Below are 25,567 nucleotides of genomic sequence, written 5' to 3'. Positions count from 1 at the left end.
ATGATTTTAAAGAGGTATTGTTTGATTGAGAATTTTCAAATCCCCCCCCCCGTAGAATAATAAGACATTAAAACTCCTTAGAATTTTTTATGATAAAAATAAATCGGAATTATAAGAGAGGAATGTTTAAAGTTAGTTTAAGTATAGCCTAATTAAATTTTTGCTAATAAAATTCTATATTGTTCTTTATTTACATTTATCAAAAGAGAAGCAAGTTTCAAAGCTCTAAATTTTTCCATTACAAAAAGATCTTTACTATCCTTTAAAACTATAGCAACTAAATTTTTCATTACTTTATCAAGCCAAATATTTTTATATTTATCATTTGCTGAATGGTATCTTCCAATAGCATTCCAACTAAAACCATGCTTTTGTATAATCTCATGGAGCAATCTTGCTGCTGTATCGATATTTACACTAGATTTTACAATCTCTTTTTCGGCAATTTTATAGCGTTTTAAATGAATGCTATTAATTTGCATTAAACCATAATCTCTTGTTTGATTTTTATTTTTGCCGATAATATTATGCTTGTATGCAGCATTTTCTGTTAAAGCTATAGCCTTAAGTAAAGCCATAGGTATGTTATATTTTCTAGCTGCAGCTTTAAAATCCTTGTCGTATTTATAAAAATTTTCAGGTATATAAGTATCACCTATAAAAATTTTTGTATCAAAAGCAAAAGTAAAATTAAAAAATACTACTAATAATAAAATCCTTTTTAACATTTTACTCCTTTATAATGCTTATGCTATAGCAAATTTATAAATAAAAAATATGTAAATAAGTTAATAAATTATCTAAGAATTTCTTTGATAGTAAGTTGAGGGGTGATTAATCCTCTAAAATTATTTTTTGAAACACTAGCTATAAAATTAATATTTTCCCCAATTTCTGGTTCATAGTCAAAGTTAAAAAATAAAGCTTCTAAAGTTTTATTTCCTTGTGTTAAAATAAGTTTTATATGGTTTTCATCTTTACCAAGTCTTCTTTTATTTTTTACAAAAAGTTTATCAAATTTAAAATAAGGTCTTGGATTTTTATGGCCAAAAGGTTCAAAAAATTCCAATATCTCTAAAAGCTCAAAATCAACTTCATTTGGATCAATACAACCTAAAACCTCATCAGTATTGTAAAAATCATCTTTAGGGATATTTTGACAAATTTCATAAAGCTTGCTTTTAAAAACACTAAATTTTTCAAGCTCGACTAAAACTCCAGCTGCGCCTTTATGCCCACCATAGCTTAAAACAAATTCTTTAGCTTGCTCTATAATATTTAAAATATCTATCCTACCTACGCTTCTAACACTAGCTTTAGCTTTTTGCTCACATTCTGAAAAAACAAAGGCAGGCTTGTTAAAATGTTTTGCTAAACGACTTGCAACTATGCCCAAAACACCCTCATGCCAATTTTGACCATTGACAATAATCACAGAATCATTTTCATCAACTTGTTCTAAACATTGTTTAAAAAGCTCACGCTCTTCATCTTTACGGCTATTATTATAAGCAATGATTTGCTCTAAATAACCCATAACTTCATCGATATTTTTAGAATGTAAAAATTTATAAGAAATAATCGCATCATCCATTCTACCAGCACTATTAATCAAAGGTGCGATTAAAAAACTAATATTATCAAGTTCAAATTTATCCTTACCAAAATACTGCTTAATCGCTTTGAATGCCACACGCTTTGAATCATTAATACACTCTATACCTTTTCTAACTAAGGCTCTATTTAAATCTCTAAGTTCCATCATATCTGCAATAATAGCTATGGATAAAAGCTCTATAAATTTACACATGTTATAATTAATCTTACATACTTCTTTTATTGCAGCGACTAAATACCAAGCCACTTGAGCCCCACAAATTTCAATATCAGGAAATTCACAATCTTGTTGTTTAGGATTAATGATTGCATAAGCTTTCGGTAAAGTCGCTGGGGGCATATGATGATCGGTAATGATTAAATCAATTCCTTTTTGCAAACAAAGCTCTGCTGCATCAAATGCTGCTATGCCATTATCTACAGTGATAATTAAATCTACTCCATCAAGTTCATTGATGATTTCTTCATTTAGACCATATCCATCTTTAAAACGATTTGGAATTTTTACTACATAATCAAAACCAATATCATCAAAAAATTCAGATAAAATCACACAAGAAATCACCCCATCTACATCATAGTCTCCAACAATAGCAAGCTTTTGATTTTTCTCAATCGCTTCTTTAATACGCAAAGCACCCTTATAGACATCTTTTAAACAAGATGGCATAGGTAAATCACAAAGCTTTACATGTGTATCGTTGATAAAACGCTGATGTAAAATTTCTTTTATTTTAGCTTTATTGAGCATGATTTGTTAAAGATGCCTTGATAAAAGAAAAAATAGCCGGATTAACTCTAACTAAGCGTGAAGTAAATTCAGGGTGAAACTGCACTGCTAAGAAAAATGGATGATCTTTAAGCTCCACAGCCTCAACTAAACCTTCATTTTCCCCGCTTATAATAAGTCCATTTTTCTCAAACATTTCTTTGTATTTTGGATTTGCTTCATAACGGTGGCGGTGGCGCTCTTTTACGCTTTTTTGATTATCATAAACCTTACTTAAAAGTGTATTTGGCTTGATATGACACTCATAAGCTCCAAGACGCATAGTTCCACCAAGTGGAGTTTTGCTTGTTCTAATTTGTTTTTCTCCACTTGCGTCAATAAATTCATCAATCAAAAAGATGATAGGATTTTTACAATTTGGATTAAATTCATGAGAATTTGCATCTTCAAGTTTTAAAACATTGCGTGCAAATTCCACTAAAGAAAGCTGCATACCCAAACAAATTCCTAAAAATGGAATTTTATTTTCTCTTGCATATTGTATGGCTTTGATTTTTCCTTCTACCCCGCGGTAACCAAAACCACCTGCTACTAAAATCCCACTTACATCTTTAAAGCTTTCTTCGACATTTGCATTTTCTAATTTTTCACTATCAATCCATTTTAAATTTACTCTCGCATCAAGTGCTGCACCTGCATGGATAATGGCCTCTGTTAGGCTTTTATAGCTTTCTTTTAAATCTACATATTTTCCTACAAAAGCAATGCTAAGTTCATTACTCGGAGCAATAACCCTTTTTACTAAAGAATCCCATTCATTCATATTTGGCTTTAAATTTTGAAGATCTAATAAACTTGCAATAGAGTTTAAAATATCTTGTTTTAAGAAATTTAGTGGAATTTGATAAATACTAGCTGCGTCCACACTTTCTATAACACAGTTTTTTTCAACTCCGCATGAAATTGCGATTTTGTCTTTTAACTCTCTATCTAAAGATTTTTCACTTCTGCAAATGATCATATCAGGGCTTATACCTATACGGCGTAATTCTCCCACGCTATGTTGAGTTGGTTTTGTTTTAAGTTCTCCTGCTGCTTTAATAAATGGCACTAAAGTTAAGTGAATATTAATAGCATTATATTTACCCACTTCAAGCTTTAAAGCTCTAATAGCTTCTAAAAATGGTAAACCTTCTATATCTCCTACTGTTCCACCTATTTCAACGATTAAAATATCTTTATCAACTCCGGCTTTTTTAATACGATCTTTTATCTCATCAACTATATGTGGGATTACTTGTATGGTTTTTCCTAAATAATCTCCTCTTCTTTCTTTTTCTATAACACTTTGATAAACTCTTCCTGTTGTGAAGTTATTATCCTGAGATAAGCTCTCATTTAAAAATCTCTCATAATGTCCTAAGTCTAAATCTGTCTCAGCTCCATCATCTGTAACAAAAACCTCCCCATGCTCTAAAGGACTCATCGTACCAGGATCTACATTAATATAAGGATCTGCTTTTAAAATACTTACTTTTAAACCTGAATTTTTTAAAATCGTAGCTATAGAAGCTGCTGCTATACCTTTTCCTAATGAGCTTAAAACACCACCGGTTACAAAAATATACTTAGTTTGTTTTAATTTCATAAAATAACCTTAATTTCTTTTTTTGAAATTATAACGAATAAAAAATTTTATTTTTATAAACATTTGTGTAAAATTCAATTATTTTTGAAGGAATTTTTTGATGAAAATCACATTATTAAATCATACTCCACTTTCTGTATGTTCTCATGCGACAAGAACATGTTGGCAAAGTTTTGACAAAGGCGATTGTGGTGGTGAGAAAGATAAAGAATTAATCGATCGAGTGGGAAATAAATTCAAACATGCTTCAACCTTAGAGCATTTAAACTATACTTTTTATATACAAGGTATTTCAAGAGCATGTTTACAAGAAGTTGCAAGACACCGCCACACTAGTCCTAGTGTAAAAAGCACAAGATATACTTTAAAAGAGCTAAGAAATGAAAGTGAATTTAAAGAAAATGACTTTGAAAATGCTAAAAGATACTTGGTGTTAACCGGAAATAAAGTGGTAGATAATGCAAGTATTAAAGCTTTAGAAAATTTGCGTTTGATTTTGCAAAATAGCATTAGTTTAGACATAGCAAAATACTGCTTACCAGAAAGCTATAAAACAGAATTAACTTTAACGATTAATGCAAGGAGTTTGCAAAATTTTATCACTCTAAGAAGCTCAAAATCAGCCCTTTGGGAGATAAGACAACTTGCAAATGCTTTATTCGAAAACTTGCCTGAGGAACATCAATTTATTTTTAAACATTGTGTTTATCAAGAAGAAAATTCCCAAGATTAATTGGGAATTTTACTATATTTTTTTAAGAAATTCAGTTTTTAGAACAATCACACCAAATTTATCTACCTTGGCTTCAATTTCAGTATCTTTGTTTGTAAGTTTAATATTTTTTATAGTCGTACCACGCTTTAAAGTAGTACTTGCACCTTTTACTTTTAAATCTTTCACAACAATTACACTATCACCTGCATTAAGCTCGGTTCCATTTGCATCTTTTGGCATATATTCTCCTTAAAATTTATAAGTATATCCTAGATATAAACCATAATTTGTTTGTTTAGGATCATAAAAGTTTGATGAATTAGCAGTGCTAAAATTTCTTGTATCATAATGAGTTTGTTCAGCTTTAAAACCAAACTCAATTTCATTTGCTTGATTTAACTCATATAAAGCACCGATTTTTGCCCCATACGTATAACCATCAAAGTCTTGAGATAATGATAAAATACTTGTTTTTAAAGTCATATTCGTTCTTGCATAACCACCATATACACCTAAAACTGCTCTTGTTTTTTCAAAGATTTTTGGAGTAAAATCATAACCAAGTAAAAATTTATGTGTGGTAAATTCTCCATCAATTTTAAACTTTGCGGTATTGATTACATCACTAAATTCACTTGAGTAATTATAAGCACCATAAAGTCTATGATTTTCACTAAAACGATAACCAACTCTTAAACCAAAAACAGGGATGTTACCTTCTAAATCACCATTATATTTGACATTTTTTGTTTTACTATGTTCAAGATCAGATCTTACCTTAGTATGAAACCAACCAGCATCAACACCTAAAAGTAAACCTGAATTTTCATCTGCTAAAGCCAAATTTGAAGCCAAAGCTACACTTGCAACTAAACTAAATAATTTTAATTTCATATTTTCCTCCTTTTAAAATAAGACTTAATATATCCTTTTATTTTTAATAAAAATTTAATTTTGTGGCACTACTAAATCAGATCTACATTCAATCACAGTATGCACATTACCACGAGGGTTAAAATCGCCTACTACTTTTATCCATTTTGGATCAAGTTTTTCTTTTAAAGTATTATAAATTTCATTAATACTTGCTTCATGTGAAACATTTCTATGCATAAAGGTATTGATATAAAGTTTGATTGCTTTAAGTTCTACTACTAATTTATTTGGAATGTATTCTAAGTAAATTGTAGCAAAATCAGGATAACCGCTACGCGGACAACAACACATAAATTCAGGCAAAGTAATTTTAATCACATAATCATTTTTAGCATCATTTGGCCAAACTTCCATATTTTCTACACTAAATTCTTTGATTTCTTTTTCACCATATCGCATTTATAATCCTTAATTTGTTTTTAAAATTTTATAATACCACAATATTTTATATTTTATTTTGACAAAATTTAAAAAGCTTATCTTGAAGTAAGAGTAATTTTTCGCTTTCATTGCTAAGAATTTTTATACACAAACCCTCATAAAAAAGTTGATTTATATCGTCAAATGAAGCTTTTAATTCTTCATAAAACTCATCATATCCAAAAAGATAAATACTCAAATAATGCGTATGATTTGCAAAAAAATTTAATTCATTTTCTTTCATATAAGAAGGATTAATTTTAATTTTATCATTTAAAATTAAAATATCATTTCTATAAATTTGAGTTAAACTCTCATAATTTTTAAAAGCAAATTTTTCATCCATAGCCACTCTACCAAAAATGACAAAATCAACATAAACTAATCTTGAAAAAGAAGCTAGATTGACCTTTGTATTTTGTATAAAATTTGCATTTTCTTGAAGCAAAAGTGGCTTTGGCATATAAAAAAAGCTTGCATTTTCTTCAAGAGTAAAATCAATATTTTTACTCGCAAAAGAATCTTTAGTATCATATACCTTTTCATAACTTTGTGTGAGTATAGCGGTATTTGTACTTTTCTTACATATGATTTCAAAACTTAAATAATCCTCTTTGAAAATTCCAGCACTAGAGTTTAAAACATATATACTAGTTAATTTTTTATCATAAAAATTCCTCATAAGCTTAAAAGGAGGTGTGAAAAAAGAATTTTTTATGATAGTTTTTTCATTGATAGTATCTAATGTAAGTTTAAAAATACTCTTTTGAGCAAACAAATCAATCCTTTAAAAGTGTGTATTTTTTAATCCAAGTAATGATTTCTTCTAAACCTTCTTTAGTTTGAAGATTACTCATGATAAAAGGTCTATCTCCACGCATTTTTAAAGTATCTTCTTGCATGATTTTTAAAGAAGCATTCACATAAGGAGCTAAGTCTATTTTATTGATAATCATTAAATCAGACCTACAAATAGCAGGACCACCTTTGCGTGGAATTTTTTCTCCTTGAGCAACATCTATAACAAAGATAAAAAAATCCACAAGTTCAGGTGAAAAAGTCATTGATAAATTATCTCCACCACTTTCTATAAAAATAAGATCTAAATCACTAAAACGCTCTTGTAAAAGTTCAACGGCTTCAAGATTACAAGAAGCATCTTCTCTAATGGCTGTATGAGGACAACCTCCAGTTTGTACTCCAATGATTCTTTCTTTTTCAAGAACGCCTTGTTTGATTAAAAAATTTGCATCTTCATTTGTATAAATATCATTCGTAATCACAGCCAAAGAAAGTTCATCTTTTAAAGCTTGGCATAAATTTAATACCAAAGCTGTTTTGCCACTACCTACAGGACCACCTATGCCTATTTTAACCATTATAACCCTTTTAAGAAATATAAATTTTAAATGCTAAATTTTGGTGTTTTATACCCAAATAATCATTTAAAATATTGTGATTTTCACACCAATCATTTAAAGTTAAATTTTGTAATTTAGAAAGAACTCTTTCAAAATCTTGCTGAAGTTGAAAAAGTAAAATCTGCCCTTCATTTTGTGATAAAGGAACAATTTTCACAAGAATATTAATAAAATTACTCATTAAAGCAAACAAAAAACTTTCATACATAAAATCAAGCTCATTATCTTTACAAAATAAAGCATACACAAAAGGATAAATAGGAGTTTGATTTTCTTTAATGTATTGATTTAATAAAGGATTTGATAATCCATAAAGACTGACATTTTTTACAAAGCGTTTAGCTAAAAAAACATAAGCTTGACTTTGTTCTTTTGCAACTATACTTGATAAAAATTTTCTTTGATAAATTAGTAAATTTTCTACATCATTTGCATTTTCATAAGCTATTTTCAAAGCTAAAAGTTCAAAATACAAAATATTAGAATAAAGCTGAGCTTTTAAAACTTTTTTAGCATCTTCTATATTTTTTATATAAGCAAAATTCACATAAGATTCTAAACCAAAAGAATGTGAAAAAGCTCCTATAGGAAAAGAAGAATCACTAATTTGTAAAAGTAAAAAATTTAATTTATTCATCTTTATTCTTTAATAAGTTTAAAATTTGGATCAACTTGGATAAAACTTGGCATATCAAGCATATATTTTGGCTCTAAAATTTCCTCACATTTTTCGTATTTTATATTAAATTTTTCTAAAAACCTTATGATAGAGTTTTGCTCTAAAGTAATGAGTTTATGATCTTTATAAAATAAATTTAAATGCATATTGCCCACTTGATAACTTATTAAAGCAAGGTTGTATTCATTTTCTATGTGAATTTTTAAAACCTTTTCAGGTTTGATTTTCACTAAAATCAAAAAATCCTCATCATATAAACAATCATTATGATTTAAACCTTTATTATCAGGCATTTTTATAGCGACATCTAGTCCTTTTAAAGTCGTTGTTCTTAATATCTTTTTAAAAGTATCAAACCAACTAAGCTCTAAAAAATCGCATTCTTTGTTTAAATCATAATGCGTTATTTTATTTTGAAGTAAAATCATTAAATCATAAAATATTTTCTAGCTAAAGCTAAAGAATCAACGCTCTTAGAGCTAATAAGCTCACCATTTATTTTTACTTCATAAGTTTGTGGATTTACTTCTATATCTTGAACTTTATCATTAAATTTCAAGTCTTTTTTAGTAATATTTCTACAATTTTTTACTGCAACACATTTTCTTTTTAAGCTTAATTTTTCAGGTATATTAACTTCTAAAGAAGCTTTAGAAACAAAATGTAAAGCATTTTCATTTAAATTTGCACCAAACATTTTTTCATAGATAATAGGCTCAGGCGTTGGGATAGAAGCATTAGCATCGCCTATTTTTGCACCTACTATCAAGCCACCTTTTAAAATAAGCTTTGGTTTTACTCCAAAAAATTTAGGTTGCCAAAGCACTAAATCAGCAAATTTTCCTATTTCAATAGAACCAACATAACTATCAATCCCATGTGCAATAGCAGGATTTATAGTGTATTTTGCTATATAGCGTTTAATACGAAAATTATCATCTAAATCATTATCTTCTTTCAAAGCACCAAATTCTTTTTTACATTTATCAGCACTTTGCCATGTTCTTAAAATCACCTCACCTACGCGTCCCATAGCTTGAGAATCACTACTCATAATGCTAAAAACACCCATATCATGAAGTTTATCTTCTGCTGCTATAGTTTCAGGACGAATTCTACTATCTGCAAATTCAACATCTTCTTTGATTTTATTATCTAAATGATGACAAACCATAAGCATATCTAAATGTTCATCAATGGTATTTTTAGTAAAAGGCATAGTAGGATTAGTACTTGCAGGTAAAACATTTTTAAAACCTGCTATTTTAATAATATCAGGAGCATGACCACCACCTGCACCTTCAGTGTGAAAAGTATGGATAACTCTACCATTAATAGCTTTAATCGTATCTTCTACAAAACCTGCTTCATTTAAAGTATCTGTATGGATAGCTACTTGTATATCCATTTCATCAGCTATATTTAAACTAGCATCAATCACACTAGAAGTAGCACCCCAGTCTTCATGAATTTTTAAGCCACATGCACCAGCTATAATTTGTTCTTTTAAAGCATTTTTATTGCTTGAATTTCCTTTACCTAAAAAGCCAAAATTCATAGGGTAATTTTGCGTAGCTTTTAACATAGAATGTATATGATAAGCCCCACTTGTACAAGTTGTAGCATTTGTTCCCTCACTTGGTCCTATGCCACCTCCTATCATAGTAGTAACACCACTATATAAAGCACATTCAATTTGAGTTGGAGAAATAAAATGTATATGAGTATCAATACCACCTGCAGTTACTATTAAACCTTCTGCACCAATAATATCTGTACTTGTGCCTATAATTAAGCTAGGATCAACTCCATCTTGTATATCAGGATTACCTGCTTTTCCTATACCTACTATATAGCCATTTTTTATCCCAATATCTGCTTTATAAATACCGGTATAATCAACAATCAAAGCATTAGTTAAAACTAAATCCGGAAAGTCTCCCTCACTCACACTTTGAGCCATACCATCTCTGATATTTTTACCACCACCAAATTTAACTTCTTCACCATATAAAGTATAATCTTTTTCAACTCTTAAAATTAAATCTGTATCTGCTAATCTTACTCTATCATTAGTTGTTGGACCATACATATTCACATAGTCTTTTTTGCTAATCTTAATCAAAGAAATCCTTTCTCTTTTGCTTTTGATAAAGCTTTAGTTTTATTTTCATCATTGATAAAATCATCACAAAGATTATTAAAACCTAAAACCTTTTTTAAACCACCAAATTCTATTAAACTTACTGTTTTTTCTTCACCTGGTTCAAATCTCACACTTGTTCCTGAAGCAATATTTAACCTTTTACCATAAGCTTTTTCTCTATCAAAAGACAAAAAGCGATTAACTTCAAAAAAATGAAAATGCGAGCCAACTTGTATAGGACGATCACCTTTATTGCTTACTTTGATTTCTATAGAAGTTTTATTTTCATTCAGCACAATAAATTCTGATGATAAAAATATCTCTCCAGCTTTTATCTTATCATCATTTGCTATAGGTTCGTGTATAGTAACTAATTTTGTACCATCTTCAAAAGGAAGTTCTATTTGAATTTCATCAAGCATACTTGCAACACCATCTATCACATCTTCACTTGTAAGTAAAGTTTTTCCTATGCTCATCAATTCACTTACACTTAAATTTTTTCTTGCAAGTTCCATTAATTCATAACATATATAAGCTAAAGCTTCATTGTAATTTAATTTTATTTTTTGCTCTTTTCTATCTTTAGCTATTTTCCCTGCATAATGAAGCATTAATCGTTGCAATTGCTGCTGAGTAAAATGCATTTTAATCCTTATAATTTTTTAGATATTATATAACTATTTACTTGCTTTTAGGCAAAAAATTCTATTGCATTTTTTAATTCAGTTTCATAATCTTTTTGAATTTCTATAAAAGGAAGATTTAAATTTTCACATTGAGTTTTAAGTTTTTGATGATCTAAAATAAGAGTGTTTATTTCTTCTTTTTCGCTAAATAAACGCTTTTCTATAGCATTTTCATTTTGATAGATTAATTCATAATTTTGTAAAATATATTCTTTTGAAAAAATGATATAAAGTATTTTAACATCAGAATGATTTTGAAATTTTTGTAGCTTTTTTGGAGTAAGATAAATTCCTTCAATAATTAAATTTTGTTTATTTTCTATACAAGTTTGAATTATACCATCTACAATAGGAAATAAAAACTCAGCTATTTTTTCATCCTCATCTACTTTAAAAGGAAAATCTTTCATTCCTTTAATCAAACCCATTTTTAGATGATCTAAACTCAAATAAGGATAAGAAAATTTTTCAAGAAGTTTTTGAGCAAGCAAGGTCTTTCCACTATGACCTTGCCCACCAATTAAAAAAATCATTTAAAGATTAAACATCCAAATGCTTAACATCTTTAGCATGAGCTTGTATATACTCACGGCGTGGTTCTACATCATCACCCATGAAAAGGTTGAAAGTATCATTTGCTCTTTGAGCATCTTCTATGGTGATCTTTAACAAACGACGATTACTCGGATCCATAGTTGTTTCCCAAAGTTGTTCAGGATTCATCTCACCAAGACCTTTATAGCGTTGTATATAAGCACCTTTTTTAGCATTTTTTTCAACTTCATCTAAAATTTCTAAAATATCTTTATCAAATTTTAAATCTCTATCTTTGATTTTTTGATAAATATAATTTGCCTCTTCATATAAAGGATTAGCAAATAAATCATCATTGATGATAAGCTCTTCTAAACCATTTTCAGTTTGTACATAAACACGAATTTCATTTTCATTGATATATGAATTTAATATATTATGATTTTGTTTTTCTAAAAATTCTTTTATAACTTTAAATAATTCTTCATTAGAAGCTTTTATCAAATCAGGATTTTCTATCAAATATCTAATCACTGAAATTACATTAAATCTTTTTTCTAATTCTTTTAAAACACTTCTATAAGCTGCAACGATTTTTAAAAAATCTTTTAAATCATTTAATCCTATGCCCTCATAAGTAGAACTTTCTATACCTATTTCGATCAAATAATCATTTAAAGCTTTTTCATCTTTTAGATAAATTTCTTTTTTCTGACCTTTTTTATAACGATATAAAGGTGGTTGAGCTAAATAAACATGTCCATTTGTTACAAGATCATTCATAAAACGGAAGAAAAATGTTAAAAGTAAAGTTTGTATGTGAGAACCATCTACATCAGCATCGGTCATGATAATGATTTTATGATATCTTAGTTTTTCTATATCAAACTCATCACCGATCCCACAACCAAAGGCTGTGATCATATTTTGAATTTGTTCACTTTTTAAAATTTTATCTAGTCTTGCTTTTTCAACATTGAGTATTTTACCTCTTAAAGGTAAAATCGCTTGGAAAGTTCTTTCTCTACCTTGTTTTGCAGAACCTCCAGCACTATCACCCTCAACTAAATAAATTTCACTTTCACTTGGATCTTTACTTTGACAATCAGCTAATTTTCCTGGCAAAGTTCCTACACTTGAACTTTCTTTTTTTCTCGTTAATTCTCTAGCTTTTTTAGCTGCTTCTCTACCACGAGCTGCCATTAAAGCTTTATTCATGATAGCTTTTGCTTCGATAGGATTTTCTTCAAAATATTTTGTCAAATACTCAAAAGAAGCCTTAGAAACTATAGGTCTAACATAGCTTGAACCTAATTTTCCTTTAGTTTGTCCTTCAAATTGTGGCTCAGGCACTTTTACACTTACAACCGCTATCAAACCTTCTCTTACATCATCACCTGTGATTTTAGAGTCTTTCTCTCTAGCACTAGCATTTGCTTCAATGTAATTACTAATAACACGAGTTAAGCCCATTCTAAAACCTGCTTCGTGCGTTCCACCATCTGGAGTTTTGATATTATTTACAAAAGAAAGTAAATTTTCACTATAACTATCATTATAAAGCAATGCTACTTCAACATTTACATCTTCTTCATCTACATTGAAAAATATTGCCTTAGTTAAAGCTTGTTTTTTATTTAAATCTGTAACAAACTGGCTTATACCACCTTCAAAATGAAAACTTTCTGCTTTTCCTACGCGGTTATCTTTAAAATTTATAGTAATTTTTGGATTTAAATATGCAAGTTCACGAAATCTTTTAGCTAAAATTTCATAATCAAAATCAGTTACTTCAAAAATTTGATCATCTGGCCAAAATTCTATGATTGTTCCTGTTTTTTTACTTTTACCTATGGTTTCAAAATTACTTGTAACTTTACCTTCTGAAAATTCTTGGCGATAAATTTCTCCATCTCTATGCACTGTAGCAACTAATTTTTTTGATAAAGCATTAACAACACTTACACCAACCCCGTGTAAACCACCTGAAACTTTATAAGTATCTTTATCAAATTTTCCACCTGCATGAAGCACGGTTAAAACTACAGTTAAAGTAGGGATATTTTCAGTAGGGTGAATTCCCACAGGGATCCCTCTACCATTATCACTTACTATACAAGAACCTTCTGTGGTAATTTCTACATTGATCGTATCACAAAAACCTGCCATAGCTTCATCGATAGAATTATCCACTACTTCATAAATCATATGATGAAGACCGCCTATATTGGTATCACCTATATACATACCAGGGCGTTTTCTAACAGCTTCTAAGCCTTTTAAAACTTTAATATTTCCTGCGCCATAATTTTGATTTTCTTGCATTTATTTTCCTTATAAAATAACTGGCATAATTACAGTTTGTAATTCTTCACTTGAAACTAAGAATGCCATATGAGGTTCATTTATGCTAAGTTTGAATGTTTCACTTTCAATAGAATTTAAAAAGTCAGTGATAAATTTATTTTTAATGCAAAGATTAAATTCCTCATCTATATCAAGTTCCATTTCAAGTTCAGTTTTTGCTTCCATATTATCTAAACTAATACCTTCAAATACAAGTTTATCTTTATGGAAATTTAATTTCATTTTTTCAGTAATTACATTGATTTTTTTCAATGCATCCATAAATTCCTCAGTTTTAAAAATAAATTCTTTTGTGATATTTTTTGGAATTACTCTTTCATAATCAGGGAATTTATCATTAATAAGTTTTGTAAAAAATTCAAAATTATCATTTTTTGCAATTAATATATTTTCATCATAATAAATTTCAATTTTTTCAAAAAAGATTTTTTGCATTTCTAAAATAGCTTTTTTAGGAATACAAAGGTTAAATTCTTTTTCATTTGTTTTATTTAGCGTGAAAATTGCTAAGCGTTTAGTATCTGTCCCTACGAAACTAATGTGAGTAGTTTTTATATCAAGTAAAGCACCATTTAAAGAATATTTTGGATTATTTGTATCAACTGCAGGTAAGATTTTTTTCAAAGATCTACTTAAATCACTTGAATCAATATCAAATTTATCTTTTCCTTCAGTGCTTGGGAAATTTGGAAAATCTTCATAATTAAACATAGGAAGTTTATATTTAGTTCCTTTTTGTCTAATAAAAAGGAAATTTTCTATGGTTTCTAAGACTACATCTTCATTATTTAAACTTTTAATAATATCTAAAATACTTTTAGCATTAGCAGTTGCAAAACCTGCACTTTCAACTTTGATTTTTTTGATTTTATAATTAATACCTATTTCATAATCACTTGCTCTTATGATTAGTTTATCTTCAACTACTTCAAAAAGTAAGTGAGAAGCGATGTTACTTGAGTCTTTTTTATCTACATAAGAATTAGTTAAAACTATGGCAGATTCTAAAGTGTTTTTATTAATGCTAATTTTCATTTTTACTTCCTTTGTTTTTTAAATTTATTTTATCATAATAATAAGCAATGTGAAAATGTGAAATGCTTTTTAAAAGTCTTTTTTTATAGAAAATTTACTCATAGAATAAAATTTTTTGTTTTTCACTTTTATTCACAGGGTGCTTTTTATTTTTGTCAAAATTTTATTTCTTAATTCTTCTACTATGGCTTTTAAGTTTTCATTTTCACTCATTAGTTCTTGAATTTTTTTAATATTATGTGAAATGGCGGTGTGATCTTTCATATTAAAAAATCTAGCAAGTTGAGGCATAGACATAGTTGTAAGTTCTCTTGCTAAAAATATCACGACCCTTCTTGCCATAACGATATTTTGTGTTTTTTTATTTGATTTTATATCATTAGGTTTAAGATTATAGCTTTTTGAAACATCAGCAAGTATATCTTCAACACTGATATTTTCTTTTGTTTCTTTAATGTGATCTTTCATAAAGCTTTTAACGATTTCCAAAGTGATTTCTTGGTTAAAAAGTCTTGCTTGAGCATTTAGATTTGTAATCATGCCTTCAATTTCTCGGATATTATCTCCCATTGAAGTAGCAATGTAGCTTATAACTTCAGGTTTGAGATAAATAGCATTAAATTCGCATTTTTTCTTGATAATTGCGATTTTTGTATCAAGTTGAGGTGGAGTGATATCTGCGATGATCCCGTTTGCAAAACGACTTTTTAAGCGTTCTGTTATGCCTTTTAGCATATTTGGAGGATTATCACTTGTCATGATGATTTGTCCAAATTTTTCCTTGATTTCATTAAAAGTAAAGAAAAATTCTTCTTGAATTTTGTCTGTTTTACCTAAAAACTGCACATCATCGATGAGTAAAACATCACAATTTTTGTATTTTTCATGGAATTTACTCATGGTTTTGTTATTTAAATGCATGGTAAAATCATTGATAAAATTATCACTTGTAGCATAAATAACCTTATATCCATTATCCAAGCATACATTTCCGACAGCTTGAAGCAAGTGAGTTTTTCCAAGTCCTGTAGGGCCATAGATAAAGATAGGATTGTATAATTTTCCAAGTTTGCTTTTATCGGTAATAGCTTTGCAGGTTGCATAGGCAAATTGATTAGAATCTCCTACAACAAAACTTTCAAAAGTAAAAGAAGGATTTAAAATAGTACTTTGAAATTTAATCTGTGAAATATCTGTAGAAAAATGTTTTTTCTCTACCTTTTGATCATTTGTGATGATTTTAACTTGAGGATTAATTCCTGTTTTTACTTCATAAAAATAAGCTAGTTTTTGTGCGTATTTTGTTTGTATAAATTTAGCCAAAAAATGATTTGGTGCGATAAATACTAAGATATTATTTTTACTTAATTTTTCACTAAATTGTAAGTGAGAAATATAAGTATTGTATTCGTTATTGCTAATTTCAGTTTTAAACTCAAGTAAAAAATCTTTTATATTCATTATTTTTCTTATAAATTATGATGTAAAACTTAAAATTCTAGCTTATTTTTTATAAAAAATGGTTAAAATTATTCACATAAAAATTTAAATTTCACATCTATGTGAATAAAAAGGTGAAAAGTTTGAAAGTTTTAGGGATAGATCCTGGTTCTAGGTATTGTGGATATGCTATTGTAGAAAGAATTAATAATAAAAATCAACTCATAGAAGCAGGTCTTATCAAAATCAAACCTAATGATTTGCAGTATCAAATCACAGAATTATGTGAAGGACTTGATCTAATCTTTAAAAATCATCAATTTGATGAGGTAGCTATAGAAGATATATTTTTTGCTTATAATCCAAAAACGGTTTTAAAATTAGCACAATTTCGTGGAGCTTTGAGTTTAAAAATTTTACAAACTCATGGAGAATTTGCAGAATACACACCTTTGCAAGTGAAAAAAACCGTAACAGGTAAAGCAAAAGCTACTAAAGAACAAGTAGCTTTTATGGTGAAAAGATTGCTTGGAATTTCAAAAGATATCAAGCCACTTGATATCACAGATGCTATTGCGGTGGCTTTGACACATTTAGCAAATTTGAGAGTAAAAAAGTGATTTTATTTTCCACTACCTATGAAATAAATTTCAACATCATGTAAAAGTTTTTCACATATAGCTGAATCAGTATTTTTTTCTACTACTAGGTTGATGTGATTTTTAGTATCTCTAAAGCTACCTGCAGATTTTGAATTTTTTAATTCTAATTTTTGATTATCTTTTAAATATTTGATAGTTATTACAAACTTATGTGCTGCACTTGCTTCGCCTAGGTTAGTTTCTATTAAAACATTCATATTTGATGCTTTTGCTAGAGTTGCTTGGGTTTTATTGATCACTTCTTTCATTCTTCTATTGAGTTCTAAAATTCTTGAAATGAATTTATTATCTATACTTTCAAATGCGATTTTTAGTTTATTCATTATTTCTTGATTAGTTGGTTTATCAGGAGCTACATACACCATATATAGACCGTTTTTAATATCTACTTTAGTACTTTTTGTATCACGTCCACTACCAAAAATTTTAATATAAATGGCATTATCAAGATATACTCTATCTATCATAGGTCCATAAATTTCATATTCTCTTTTTCTTACGATTACTTCTCTTGCGGCTACTTGAATTTTTACTGAACAATCATGAATTATAGGTTCCATTTCTTTTTTTATCTCAAGTAGTTCTCTAAGCATTTTCCATCCTTGTATATTTTTAAATAAATTATAACAAAAAAAAATTGAATTTTTTTGTTAATTTTAGTTTGTGATATTTTTATATATTTTTGATTTTAAATTAAAAGTTTAAGGAAAAAAATGAAAATAAAAACTATAGTTTCAAGTTTAGTTTTGGCAAGTGCTTTATTTGCTGCAAATTCTCACCATGCTCATCATGGAGCTTCTGGAAGTATCTCATCACAAATCATGATGAGTATGCATGAACCTATGATGAAAAATCCTTTAGTACAAAGTAATGACATAGAAAGAGATTTTTTAGCTAATATGATCCCACATCATCAAGGTGCTGTTGACTCATCTAAGCTTTTATTAGAGCATACAAAAAGTGAAGAGATGAAAAAAATCGCTCAAAATATCATCAAAACTCAAGAAAAAGAAATCCAAGAATTTCAAGAAATTTTAGATAAAAATCTTTATACAAAAACTCAAATTGATGAAGAAACTTATAAAAAATTCGTTCAAGAAGAAAAAGAGTTAATGCAAAAAATGATGATTTTAATGAGTTCGGTTAAAGAAAGCAAAAACATCAATAAAGACTTTTTAGAAGCGATGATAGCACATCATCAAGGCGCGGTAGATGCTTCAAAACAAATTTTATTTTATTCTAAAGATAAAACTATCACTGATATAGCGAAAAAAATCATTTTAGACCAAGAAAAAGAAATTCAAGATTTTACGAATTTGTTAAAGTATATGTAAAAATATATCAAGGAAATTATTCCTTGATATGAGTGCTATTTTATAGTTTTTATAAAATTTAATTTATTTCTTATATTATTTATTGAACAATATTTATCTATTTCCCAGTGATTTATTAAAAATTCAATTAATTTATTTGTTCTTTCATTTATTTCTTCAATTCCCCATTCTTCTTTTTCATTTATTTCTTGCTCAGAATAAGAACCGTTTTTATAACCGATAAATTCTCTATCTTCTCCATTTTTTTTGATATAGAAATTTTTGTTATTTAATTTGGAATTTTTAGCTTTTGATAATGGAATTAAATTTCCTAAAGAATTAATTATATATTTATAATCATTTGAATTAACTTGTTTTAGTTTATCTACCCAATAATCATCTGTAGGTGTTTGAGGTAAAATATGCTCAATACTATGATAATCTTTTTTTGAATTTATATATTCTTTCCAATTGATTTTAATTGTATTATTTTTACTTTTATGTTGAAGTGATAATTCATATTCAAATAAGAAATATGATAAACCAGTCCAACTATAATAACCATCTTTATTTTTGAATTTGTCTTTTAAATAAATATAAAATTGTTCAATATCAACATATGAAACAAGCCACCAATTAATTCCAGAATATTCATCATTTTTTAAATCATATACTCCTATGATATCTTTAATAGAAATATTTGATTTATCATTGTGATAATATTGGTTTGCATAGTTATAAAAAGTACTATCACCGGTATTTGATCGTCTTTTTGAAATTTCAAAAATTAAAAAAATAAATTTTTCTATCATTTTAAGTAAATCACAAATTTCATCATTATTAAATGTATTATTTTTACTAAATACAGCCATTAAAAGTGGTGCAAAAGATCTATAACCTAGTCTATTTAATTTATCAAGTAATGTTTTTACTTCTTCGGTGTAATTAGATTGTTCAGGATTAAAAAGATAATACCAATGTTCAATACTTGTGCTAAGACTTAAAATGTAATCATTTATTTCTTTAATAGTTAAAGGATTATCTATATTTTTTCCTAGTATCCTTTTACAAACAAATATTTCTTCTAATAACGATACAATATAATCATTTCCTTTTTCTCTACTGTATTTAAAATACATAATCCAGTGATTTTTAAGAAAAACATCATCATTTAAAGGTTGTAATTTATTTTTTCCTAGGTATTCATATATTTTTTTCCAACATTCATTAATTTTTCTTCTTAAAGAAAATTTATCCTCATCTTCAAATTTTGTAGATAAATAAATTAGTCTATTTTTTAATAATTCTAAATTAGATAATTTTTTACCTCTATTGTTCATGGTTTCAAAAGCAATGAATACATCTAAATCATTGGATATTTCATATACATTAAATAAAAGCTGTTCAGTTATTTTTTTAAAGAGATTTTCTTTTTGTTTTAATGTAAAATTATTGATTTTTTCTTTAAAAAATTTTTTTGCATTTTCTAGATTAGCTGTGTATAATGTTTCATTATTAGTATTTGATATGCTTTGATTTTCAAAAATTTTTGTTTTTAAAAATTCATAACTTGGGTTATCTGTTGTATATCCAAAATAATATAAATATTCACCATTTTGATTTGATTTTGCAATATATTTTTTATACAAATCATTATATTCTTCATCACTAAACCATAGAGTTTTATCTTTTATTTGTTGCGTTTCTTTTATATTATTTAAAATTACTGAAATTAAAATAATGCTTGTTGTTATTCTTTGCTGTCCATCTACAATATAAAATACATTATCTGACTTATATGCTCCATAATCTATTTTCCAATATTCAATCTTTTCTTCTTTTTTTTCTTGTGTAACTTTTTCTAGTGTTAAAACTCCCATATAATGGGTTTTATCATTTTCTAAATTTTCCAAATCTTCCCAAAAATCTTTTAATTGATTATACTCCCAAGCATAACCTCTTTGATAATCTGGTATTCTTAAATATTTTCCATCAAATACATTTTTTAGTGATTTTAATTCATTAGTAGCCATAATTATTCCTTATATAATTTTATGATTAATATTGTAAAAATTTACAATAAAATTGTGTTTTATATTACCTACAGCTTTTTTGTATCGTTTATCACTAGGTTTTAAATTTCTAATATCTTTATCTTGTAAGCTTTGTTTTGCTATGTTTGCTATTATTTTCCTTTAAATAACCCTATTAGGTTTTAAGAACCCTAATAATGACCTTAATTAATTGAAAATAATTATAACACAAAAGAAATTGATTGAAATCAAAGATCGTTTAATTTGTTTATATATAGCATTTTGAAAGCATTTTTTGGAAATTAAAGAAATCGAAAGAAACAAAAAATGGTGGCTCCGATTGGACTTGAACCAACGACCACCACCATGTCAAGGTGGTGCTCTACCAACTGAGCTACGGAACCAAAAAATGAAAATTATATAAAAATATTTTTACATTGTGCTTAAAATCACTTTTTAACTTTTTTCATATTGTTTAGCCATAAGTCTAGCTGCGCTTCAAAACCTATACCTTTGCTATGATAAAATTTCAAGTCTTTTTCTAAGTATCTTTGCTTAACCCAACCACCAAAATCATGCGGGTAAAGGTAGTTTTTTCTTTGTGGGTTGTTATTATCAAGATAAGGAAGTATTTTTAATGCGGGGTTGTTTTGCACATAATTTAGCGCTTCATTTATAGCAAGATAGCTTGAGTTTGACTTGGGTGAACTTGCTAAAAATACCACACATTGAGCTAAGATGATCCTAGCTTCAGGATAGCCTATGTTTTTTACTGCTATGAGTGTGCTTGTGGCTAGATTAAGTGCTTGTGGGTTTGCATTTGAGATATCTTCGCTTGCAAATATTACTAATCTTCTAGCGATGAAATCCGCACTTTCGCCCCCATCAATCAACCTCGCAAGATAATACAAACTCGCATCTACATCACTTCCCCTTAAGCTTTTTATCATAGAACTAGCTAGTCTATAGTGTGTGTCTTTGCTTGAAGTACCATCGCTTAAAACATTTGCTCTTAATTTTTTCAAAGTTTCAAGTGTGATATGAGTGCTATCTAAAGCCAAAGCAAACTCACATAAATTTAAAAAACTTCTTGCATCATTTGCACTAGAAGTGATTAAAAAGTTTTTAGCATCATCATCGATTTTACATTGGAGTTTTTCTTGCACCTTTGTGGCAAGTTTTTCTAAGTCTTTATACTCTAAACCTTTAAATTCAAAAAGCATACTTCTGCTTCTTATGCCTGAAGTTAAAGTAAAATAAGGGTTTTCAGTGCTTGCACCTATGAAAAGGCATTTTTGATTTTCCAAAGGGATTAAAAGCATTTCTTGTTGGGTTTTTGAAAGTCTATGCACCTCATCGATAAAGATCAAAGGTTTGTATAAAGAATTTTCATAATTATTTAGTATTTTTCTAAGCTCTTCAAGTTTAAAATTTCCTCCATCAAACTCATAAAAATCAAGTTTATACTCATACGCTATAGCCCTTGCAAAAGAAGTCTTTCCGCAACCTGCTGGACCAAAAAATACACTATGAGGGAGTTTTGAAACTTGTATGAATTTTTTAAAAATTTCTACTAAATTTTCTTGTCCTAAAACCTCATCTAAAGTTTTAGGACGAAAAGTTAAGCTTAAATTTGTCATTGTGGATTTATGGTAAGTCTTTCACCATTAATGATAGTTGTAACATCACTTTTATTAGAATCATCATAGATAAAATCAAGCACATAAGAGCCATTATTATCTACAAAATAAGTATCAAAATTTGCAAAATCAGGCCAAATTTGACTAGGAAGAATTTCTGTGTTTGCATGCAATTGTGATTTTATATTATTTTCAGTGAAAATAGTTTGCCCATTTGCGTCAAATTTTTTACCTTCTTTTTCAAAGCTTAGGTTATTTAAGATGATTTGTGGGTTTGCTTTTAAAAACTGACTTGCTAAAAGCATCATAGAAAAAATATCAGTGTTTGAGTTTTGTACTAAACTATCATAAGCCTTTTTAGAAAGATTATTAAAATTCATATCTAAGTTAATGTTATTTAGCATAAAGTTTTCATTTGCAAGATTAAATTTAGCTAAATCTAGTTTTAAAACACTATCATAATCATTTTGAGCATTTTGAGCTGTTTTTGCAAAAATTTTTAATTTATCAAAGTCAAAAGTAATAGAACTTATAAAATTAACACTATCAATGCTTATATTTTGCTCACTATTTCTACTAGGACTAAAGATATCATTAAAACTTAATTTTTGTATAGGAAATTCAGAAATTTTGATATTTTTTGCTTCTAATTTTTCTTCATGAGATAGTTGTTCTAACAAAATATAACCTAGATTAAGCTCCATATTTTTTACAAATTCCTCAGAACCTGTAATCTTAAAAGATGTATTATTTAAAACTAAATTTGTATCATTGCGGGTAAAATTGATATCATTTATTTTTGCATTGATGTTAATGTCTCCACCTTTTGCACTAACTAAGATTTTAAAGATTTCCTCATTTGGGAAAATGCCTTTTAAATCTTCATTTTTATTTAAAATAGAAATGATAGCATTATTGCTTGCAAAAAAATTATTAGAAAAATCCACATTCACTTTAAAACTATAAGGTAAGTCATTCAGTGTAGCTATAAAACTTCCTTTGGAGTTTAAAAGTCCTTTGGTATAGTTAGCATCTTCAACACTGTAATATGCTGTATCTTGGCTCATTTGAGCAAATATTTTTCCATTGATAGAGTTAATGTAAGAAGCTGAGGTAAAAAATCCTATAACTAGTAAAACTACTACAACTCCTGCGATGATTTTTTTCATTCATTTTCCTTAAGTGAAATTTTAAAAATTATATATTTTTATTACTAACTAATGCTTATAAAATTCTTACATTTATACATTACTTAACTTTTTTTCTTATAATTACACTATTTAAAATCAAAGGTAAAAAAAATGAAACTTTTTGGAACAGATGGAGTACGCGGTAAAGCAGGGGAGTTTTTGGATTCGTTTTTAGCCATGCGTTTGGCTATGGCTGCTGGAATTTATTTTAAAGACAAAGCTCTTACAAACAATATCTTAGTAGGAAAAGATACAAGAAGAAGCGGTTATATGATAGAAAATGCTATCGTTTCAGGACTTACTTCTATAGGTTATAATGTCATAGAAATAGGTCCTATGCCAACACCTGCTATTGCGTTTTTAACTGAAGATATGCGTTGTGATGCAGGGATTATGATATCAGCTTCGCATAATCCTTACTATGATAATGGTATTAAATTTTTTGATGCCCATGGAAATAAACTTGATGAACAAGCAGAAGCGAAAATAGAAGAAATTTATTTTAACGATAAACTCATAGAAGAAGCAAGAACAACAAAATCACAAATTGGGCAAGCAAAAAGAATTGATGATGTGATAGGAAGATATATTGTTTCTATAAAAAATTCTTTTCCTAAAGAGCTGACTTTAAAATCTTTGCGCGTTGTTTTAGATGTGGCTCATGGGGCTTCTTATAAGGTAGCACCTACAGTTTTTAAAGAACTAGGTGCAGATGTGATTGTGATCAATGATAAACCAAATGGTTTAAATATCAATGAAAATTGCGGGGCTTTACATCCTTTAAATTTAGCTTTAGAAGTAAAGAAATTTAGAGCAGATGTGGGCTTTGCTTTTGATGGAGATGCAGATCGTTTGGTTGTTGTGGATGAAAAAGGCGAAGTAGCTCATGGAGATAGTCTTTTAGGTGTTTTAGCTTTATTTTTGAAAAAACAAGGCAAGTTAAAATCAAGTGTAGTTAGCACTATAATGAGTAATGGTGCTTTAAAAGAGTTTTTAACTAAACATAAAATCACGCATGAAACTTGCAATGTAGGCGATAAATACGTGCTTGAAAAACTCAAAGAATGTGGTGGAAATTTTGGCGGGGAGCAAAGCGGGCATATTATCTTTAGTGACTATGCAAAAACTGGAGATGGCTTGGTAGCTGCTTTACAATTTAGTGCTTTAATGCTAAGTGAAGCAAAAAGTGCGAGTGAAATTTTAAATCAAGTTAAACCTTACCCACAACTTTTGCATAATCTTAAAATTTCAGAGAAAAAAGACTTAAGCAAGCTTGCAGGTTTGGAAGAGTTGAAAAAAGACTTAGAAAAAAAAGGAATTGCTAGTTTGTTTAGGTACTCAGGTACAGAAAATTTAATACGCTTATTACTTGAAGCAAAAGACATTAAGCTTTTAGAAAAAGAAATGAAAGCTGTTGAGAGCTTTTTTATGAAAGCATTGAATGCTTAAAATCTTGCCTTTAAAATTTTGGCTTGTTTTTGCTTTAGTTTTTATACTAGATCAAGCAAGCAAATATTTGTTTTTACAAGGGCTTGAGTATAAGGGTAATTTTTTTGATTTAGTTTTAACCTATAATACCGGTGTGGCTTTTTCGATGTTTGCCTTTTTAGGAGAGTATTTAAAATATATACAGCTTGTTTTTATTTTGGCTTTGTTCGGGTATTTGCTTTATCAAAAAGACTTTTTTAAAACGCATTTGATTGCTTTTGCTATTATGCTATCTGCTGGGTGTTCTAATTTACTTGATCGCTTTGTGCATATAGGTGTAGTGGATTTTGTATTTTGGCATAAGTGGTTTGAATTTGCTGTGTTTAATTTAGCTGATGTGATGATAAACATTAGCGTAGCTTTGATTTTAATAAAAGAAATTTTTAATAAAAAAGGAGAAAAATGTTAGATTTTTTAACCGACTGGTATTTATGGATTAAAATGGTGCATTATTTGGCTTTTGTTTCATGGATGGCTGGATTGTTTTATTTGCCAAGACTTTTTGTCTATCATACAGAACATAAAGATAATAAAGGCTTTGTGGAAGTGGTGAAAATTCAAGAAAGAAAATTGTATTTTTATATCCAAACTCCTGCTATGATTGTAACTTTAATAAGTGGTAGTTTAATGCTTCATGCTAATAAAGCTTTAATGGTTGGATCAGGTTTTATGCATGCTAAATTAACCTGTGCTTTGCTTTTAATTATTTATCATTTGCAAAATTATTATTATTTAAAACAACTTCAAAATGATACTTGCAAAAAAAGTGGGAAATTCTTTAGAGCTTATAATGAAATTCCAACGATATTATTTATAATCATCGCTATTATGATGGTAGTAAGACCATTTTAGTAAAAAAGCCTT

The 25,567-nt window shown here is 28.1% G+C and carries 26 protein-coding genes and 1 tRNA gene; 6 read left to right on the top strand and 21 right to left on the bottom strand.

Annotation, left to right across the window (positions count from 1 at the left end; all coding sequences use genetic code 11):
* Window positions 1-152: 152 nt before the first annotated feature.
* From ACOTVC_RS06550 to ACOTVC_RS06540, 3 genes are all read right to left on the bottom strand, one after another.
* On the bottom strand, window positions 153-728 hold the full coding sequence (locus tag ACOTVC_RS06550) for a lytic transglycosylase domain-containing protein (RefSeq protein ID WP_052241286.1): 576 nt from the start codon (window positions 726-728) through the stop codon (window positions 153-155).
* 68 nt (window positions 729-796) lie between these two features.
* Window positions 797-2,368 carry a single-stranded-DNA-specific exonuclease RecJ gene (gene recJ / locus ACOTVC_RS06545; protein ID WP_421628039.1) on the bottom strand — a complete coding sequence of 524 codons (1,572 nt, stop codon included), beginning with the start codon at window positions 2,366-2,368 and terminating at the stop codon, window positions 797-799.
* A complete protein-coding gene (locus tag ACOTVC_RS06540; protein ID WP_087690383.1) occupies window positions 2,358-3,995 on the bottom strand; it encodes a CTP synthase in 1,638 nt (545 codons plus the stop codon). Before ACOTVC_RS06540 ends, recJ begins: the two co-directional genes overlap by 11 nt.
* A 100-nt stretch (window positions 3,996-4,095) precedes the next feature.
* On the opposite strand from ACOTVC_RS06540, the gene thyX reads away from it, so the two are divergent.
* On the top strand, window positions 4,096-4,728 hold the full coding sequence (thyX, locus tag ACOTVC_RS06535; protein WP_039640407.1) for an FAD-dependent thymidylate synthase: 633 nt from the start codon (window positions 4,096-4,098) through the stop codon (window positions 4,726-4,728).
* A gap of 12 nt (window positions 4,729-4,740) precedes the next feature.
* On the opposite strand, the gene ACOTVC_RS06530 is transcribed toward thyX, so the two are convergent.
* The 13 genes from ACOTVC_RS06530 to dnaA form a co-directional block, all read right to left on the bottom strand.
* On the bottom strand, window positions 4,741-4,950 hold the full coding sequence (locus ACOTVC_RS06530; RefSeq protein WP_214116811.1) for an alkylphosphonate utilization protein: 210 nt from the start codon (window positions 4,948-4,950) through the stop codon (window positions 4,741-4,743).
* A 9-nt stretch (window positions 4,951-4,959) separates the two neighbouring features.
* Window positions 4,960-5,604, bottom strand: a complete 645-nt coding sequence (locus ACOTVC_RS06525; RefSeq protein WP_214115513.1) for an outer membrane beta-barrel protein — start codon at window positions 5,602-5,604, stop codon at window positions 4,960-4,962.
* A 54-nt stretch (window positions 5,605-5,658) separates the two neighbouring features.
* On the bottom strand, window positions 5,659-6,045 hold the full coding sequence (gene queF, locus ACOTVC_RS06520) for a preQ(1) synthase (RefSeq protein WP_039640403.1): 387 nt from the start codon (window positions 6,043-6,045) through the stop codon (window positions 5,659-5,661).
* A gap of 46 nt (window positions 6,046-6,091) precedes the next feature.
* A complete protein-coding gene (locus ACOTVC_RS06515; protein WP_039640401.1) occupies window positions 6,092-6,844 on the bottom strand; it encodes an urease accessory protein UreD in 753 nt (250 codons plus the stop codon).
* A gap of 1 nt (window position 6,845) precedes the next feature.
* A complete protein-coding gene (gene ureG, locus ACOTVC_RS06510) occupies window positions 6,846-7,445 on the bottom strand; it encodes an urease accessory protein UreG (RefSeq protein ID WP_039617044.1) in 600 nt (199 codons plus the stop codon).
* Window positions 7,446-7,455: 10 nt separating this feature from the next.
* Window positions 7,456-8,124, bottom strand: coding sequence for an urease accessory protein UreF (locus tag ACOTVC_RS06505; RefSeq protein WP_214099560.1), 669 nt, complete (start codon window positions 8,122-8,124; stop codon window positions 7,456-7,458).
* Window positions 8,125-8,126: 2 nt separating this feature from the next.
* Entirely contained in the window at window positions 8,127-8,594 is a 468-nt protein-coding gene (locus tag ACOTVC_RS06500; RefSeq protein ID WP_039624994.1) for an urease accessory protein UreE, read from the bottom strand.
* Window positions 8,594-10,291, bottom strand: coding sequence for an urease subunit alpha (gene ureC, locus ACOTVC_RS06495; protein ID WP_421628035.1), 1,698 nt, complete (start codon window positions 10,289-10,291; stop codon window positions 8,594-8,596). Before ureC ends, ACOTVC_RS06500 begins: the two co-directional genes overlap by 1 nt.
* The gene (gene ureB / locus ACOTVC_RS06490; protein ID WP_039617037.1) at window positions 10,288-10,959 is read right to left on the bottom strand and encodes an urease subunit beta; all 672 of its coding nucleotides are present in this window, start codon (window positions 10,957-10,959) and stop codon (window positions 10,288-10,290) included. Before ureB ends, ureC begins: the two co-directional genes overlap by 4 nt.
* Window positions 10,960-11,006: 47 nt before the next feature.
* A complete protein-coding gene (locus tag ACOTVC_RS06485) occupies window positions 11,007-11,534 on the bottom strand; it encodes a zeta toxin family protein (protein WP_047207823.1) in 528 nt (175 codons plus the stop codon).
* Window positions 11,535-11,541: 7 nt separating this feature from the next.
* On the bottom strand, window positions 11,542-13,860 hold the full coding sequence (gene gyrB / locus ACOTVC_RS06480) for a DNA topoisomerase (ATP-hydrolyzing) subunit B (RefSeq protein WP_421628033.1): 2,319 nt from the start codon (window positions 13,858-13,860) through the stop codon (window positions 11,542-11,544).
* Window positions 13,861-13,869: 9 nt separating this feature from the next.
* Entirely contained in the window at window positions 13,870-14,937 is a 1,068-nt protein-coding gene (gene dnaN / locus ACOTVC_RS06475) for a DNA polymerase III subunit beta (RefSeq protein ID WP_421628032.1), read from the bottom strand.
* A 132-nt stretch (window positions 14,938-15,069) separates the two neighbouring features.
* Window positions 15,070-16,398, bottom strand: a complete 1,329-nt coding sequence (gene dnaA, locus ACOTVC_RS06470; protein ID WP_087684857.1) for a chromosomal replication initiator protein DnaA — start codon at window positions 16,396-16,398, stop codon at window positions 15,070-15,072.
* Window positions 16,399-16,520: 122 nt separating this feature from the next.
* Here dnaA and ruvC point away from each other — a divergent pair, with 122 nt between their 5' ends.
* Window positions 16,521-16,997, top strand: a complete 477-nt coding sequence (ruvC, locus tag ACOTVC_RS06465; protein ID WP_039619511.1) for a crossover junction endodeoxyribonuclease RuvC — start codon at window positions 16,521-16,523, stop codon at window positions 16,995-16,997.
* 2 nt (window positions 16,998-16,999) lie between these two features.
* Here ruvC and ACOTVC_RS06460 read toward each other — a convergent pair whose 3' ends face one another.
* A complete protein-coding gene (locus ACOTVC_RS06460; protein WP_039619509.1) occupies window positions 17,000-17,632 on the bottom strand; it encodes a hypothetical protein in 633 nt (210 codons plus the stop codon).
* Between the two features lie 120 nt (window positions 17,633-17,752).
* On the opposite strand from ACOTVC_RS06460, the gene ACOTVC_RS06455 reads away from it, so the two are divergent.
* A complete protein-coding gene (locus ACOTVC_RS06455; RefSeq protein ID WP_257912960.1) occupies window positions 17,753-18,373 on the top strand; it encodes a DUF305 domain-containing protein in 621 nt (206 codons plus the stop codon).
* A 35-nt stretch (window positions 18,374-18,408) separates the two neighbouring features.
* Here ACOTVC_RS06455 and ACOTVC_RS06450 read toward each other — a convergent pair whose 3' ends face one another.
* From ACOTVC_RS06450 to ACOTVC_RS06435, 4 genes are all read right to left on the bottom strand, one after another.
* The gene (locus tag ACOTVC_RS06450) at window positions 18,409-20,385 is read right to left on the bottom strand and encodes a DUF262 domain-containing protein (protein WP_421628029.1); all 1,977 of its coding nucleotides are present in this window, start codon (window positions 20,383-20,385) and stop codon (window positions 18,409-18,411) included.
* 328 nt (window positions 20,386-20,713) lie between these two features.
* Window positions 20,714-20,789: transfer RNA gene (locus ACOTVC_RS06445), tRNA-Val, on the bottom strand.
* A gap of 45 nt (window positions 20,790-20,834) precedes the next feature.
* Window positions 20,835-22,025, bottom strand: coding sequence for a replication-associated recombination protein A (locus tag ACOTVC_RS06440; protein ID WP_421628028.1), 1,191 nt, complete (start codon window positions 22,023-22,025; stop codon window positions 20,835-20,837).
* Complete coding sequence (locus ACOTVC_RS06435) at window positions 22,022-23,194, bottom strand: hypothetical protein (RefSeq protein ID WP_421628026.1); 1,173 nt, start codon at window positions 23,192-23,194, stop codon at window positions 22,022-22,024. Before ACOTVC_RS06435 ends, ACOTVC_RS06440 begins: the two co-directional genes overlap by 4 nt.
* A gap of 132 nt (window positions 23,195-23,326) precedes the next feature.
* On the opposite strand from ACOTVC_RS06435, the gene glmM reads away from it, so the two are divergent.
* From glmM to hemJ, 3 genes are read left to right on the top strand one after another with little or no spacing between them, the layout of a single operon-like run.
* On the top strand, window positions 23,327-24,664 hold the full coding sequence (gene glmM / locus ACOTVC_RS06430; RefSeq protein ID WP_039629248.1) for a phosphoglucosamine mutase: 1,338 nt from the start codon (window positions 23,327-23,329) through the stop codon (window positions 24,662-24,664).
* Entirely contained in the window at window positions 24,657-25,112 is a 456-nt protein-coding gene (gene lspA, locus ACOTVC_RS06425) for a signal peptidase II (protein WP_421628025.1), read from the top strand. The genes glmM and lspA overlap by 8 nt, the downstream gene beginning before the upstream one ends.
* Window positions 25,106-25,555 (top strand): protoporphyrinogen oxidase HemJ, encoded by a 450-nt coding sequence (gene hemJ / locus ACOTVC_RS06420; protein WP_039619499.1) that lies wholly within the window; start codon window positions 25,106-25,108, stop codon window positions 25,553-25,555. Before lspA ends, hemJ begins: the two co-directional genes overlap by 7 nt.
* Window positions 25,556-25,567: the final 12 nt, after the last annotated feature.

This window comes from Campylobacter sp. GB48 (assembly GCF_049221845.1).
In the GTDB taxonomy this organism is placed as follows: domain Bacteria; phylum Campylobacterota; class Campylobacteria; order Campylobacterales; family Campylobacteraceae; genus Campylobacter_D; species Campylobacter_D lari_C.
Note: the sequence above shows the minus strand (reverse complement) of the source record. Positions and strands in the feature narration are given on the sequence as shown.